4 protein-coding genes are annotated in these 2,356 nt (G+C 71.1%); all 4 read right to left on the bottom strand.

Going from position 1 to position 2,356, the window contains the following annotated elements; translation table 11 throughout:
- A partial coding sequence (gene trpB / locus I5G_RS01685) for a tryptophan synthase subunit beta (protein WP_022877504.1) occupies nt 1-1,003 on the bottom strand: 1,003 nt, incomplete at its 3' end.
- A complete protein-coding gene (gene trpC / locus I5G_RS01680) occupies nt 1,000-1,776 on the bottom strand; it encodes an indole-3-glycerol phosphate synthase TrpC (RefSeq protein WP_022877503.1) in 777 nt (258 codons plus the stop codon). The genes trpB and trpC, both read right to left, overlap by 4 nt.
- Before the next feature lie 2 nt (nt 1,777-1,778).
- Complete coding sequence (locus tag I5G_RS01675; protein WP_022877502.1) at nt 1,779-2,009, bottom strand: DUF6704 family protein; 231 nt, start codon at nt 2,007-2,009, stop codon at nt 1,779-1,781.
- Between the two features lie 108 nt (nt 2,010-2,117).
- Nucleotides 2,118-2,356: Trp biosynthesis-associated membrane protein (locus I5G_RS01670; RefSeq protein ID WP_022877501.1), on the bottom strand; the 239-nt coding region annotated here is incomplete at its 5' end.

Below are 2,356 nucleotides of genomic sequence, written 5' to 3'. Positions count from 1 at the left end.
CGGTCGCGGGGATGTACTGCGCGCGGCCGATGTCGGCGAGCCACGCGTGCTCGGGACCGACGCCCGGGTAGTCGAGGCCCGCGGAGATCGAGTGGGACTCGGTGGTCTGGCCGTCCTCGTCCTGCAGCACGTACGTGCGCGCGCCGTGCAGCACGCCCGGACGACCGCGCTCGATCGAGGCCGCGTGCTTCGGGGTGTCGACGCCGTCACCGGCCGCCTCGACGCCGTAGAGCGCGACGCCCTCGTCGTCGAGGAACGCGTCGAACATGCCGATCGCGTTCGACCCACCACCGACGCATGCGAACACGGCGTCGGGGAGGCGGCCGAGGCGCTCGAGGAACTCCGCGCGCGTCTCCTCGCCGATGATCTTCTGGAAGTCGCGCACCATCGCCGGGAACGGGTGCGGACCCGCGGCGGTGCCGAAGATGTAGTTGGTCGTCTCGACCGTGGAGACCCAGTCGCGGTACGCCTCGTTGATGGCGTCCTTGAGGGTGCGCGAGCCCGTGGTGACCGGGACGACCTCAGCGCCGAGGAGACGCATGCGCGCGACGTTGAGCGCCTGGCGCTCGGTGTCGACCTCGCCCATGTAGATGACGCAGTCGAGGCCGAAGAGGGCCGCTGCCGTCGCGGTGGCGACGCCGTGCTGTCCGGCGCCGGTCTCGGCGATCACACGCGTCTTGCCGAGGCGCTTGGTGAGCAGAGCCTGGCCCAGCACGTTGTTGATCTTGTGCGAGCCGGTGTGGTTGAGGTCTTCGCGCTTGAGGAAGACGCGCGCTCCGCCGGCGTGCTCGGCGAAACGCGGAACCTCGGTGAGCACCGAGGGCCGGCCGGCGTAGTCGTGCAGCAGGGCGGTCAGCTCGGCGTGGAACTCGGGGTCGGCCATCGCCGACTCCCAGACCGCGGTGAGCTCGTCGATCGCGGCGATGAGCGATTCGGGCATGTAGCGGCCGCCGAAGTCGCCGAAGAACGGCCCCTTCTGGTCGCGCAGGCTGACGGTGGTCATGCAGTCTCCTGGAGGAACGCGCGAAGGGTCGCGACGGGGTCGCCGGTCACCAGCGCTTCGCCGACGAGGACGACGTCGGCACCGGCGGCGCGGTAGTGCGCGACGTCGGCGGGGGCGAGGACGGCCGATTCGGCGATCTTCACGGCATTCGTGGGGAAGCGATCGGCGAGGGAGCCGAACAGGTCACGGTCGAGTTCGAACGTCGAGAGGTTGCGGGCGTTGACCCCGATGAGCTTCGCACCGAGGTCGGCCGCCCGCTCCAGCTCCTCGGCGGAGTGCGTCTCGACGAGCGCCGCCATCCCGAGGTCGGTCGCGAGTGCGTAGAGCTCGGTGAGCGTCTTCTGGTCGAGCGCCGCGACGATCAGCAGCACCAGGTCGGCACCCGACGCGCGGGCCTCGAGCACCTGGTACGGCGTCGCGAGGAAGTCCTTGCGCAGCACGGGCACCGATACCGCGGCCCGGACGGCCTCGAGATCGGCGAGGCTGCCCTTGAACTTGCGGCCCTCGGTCAGCACCGAGATCGCAGAGGCGCCGCCCTCTTCGTACAGGCGCGCCTGGTAGGCGGGGTCGGGGATCGACGCGAGGTCGCCACGCGACGGGCTCGCGCGCTTCACCTCGGCGATGATCTTCACGCGGTCGGCGGGGGCGAGCATCGCGAGCGCGTCACGCGCGGGCGTCTGCGCGAGAGCATCGCGTTCGACGGCCGCGAGCGGACGCGTCTGGGCGCGCTGCTCGGCATCCTCCACCGCTCCGGCCGTGAGATCGGCCAGCACGGTCAGTGCGCCTTCGACTGGTACTTGTCGCCGTTGGCGCCGTAACCGGCCTTCGTCATGGCCCACCCGACGATCGCGCCCACGATGAGGAGACCGACCGAGGCCCACACGAGAACCGGGAGGTCGAACCAGAAGAACAGCGTGCCCAGCGTGATGGCGAGCAGCATGATGATCACGGCCGTCCAGGCAGCCGGCGAGTGTCCGTGGCCGGGGTCGCCGATGGGGTTGCTCATGGATCTCCTTCGAGTCGCGCGCGGGCGCGGGGAACAGCGTCCGGCCAGTCTATCGAAGCGCCGGGGTGCGGCCGGCGCGGATGGCTCGATGTCGCAGGAAGCGACGGGTCAGGCCGTCGGGTCGGCGCCGCGGGACAGGTCGTCCCACGAGTCGATCGCGTCGTGCGGACGCGAGGCATCCGCGGGCGCGTCGGTGGCGGTGCGGTACTTGCGGCCCGCGCTCCCCTGCCACCGCCGGGCCGTGACGAGCGTGAAGATCGCCGCAGCGGCGAGCAGCAGCTCGGCCAGCAGCGTGACGGCGGGCCACGGGGTCAGCGACATCGACGAGACGAGGTCGGCGATGGCAT

This window comes from Microbacterium sp. B19 (assembly GCF_000333395.1).
Classification (GTDB): Bacteria; Actinomycetota; Actinomycetes; order Actinomycetales; family Microbacteriaceae; genus Microbacterium.
This window is presented reverse-complemented; position numbering and strand designations above follow the sequence as displayed.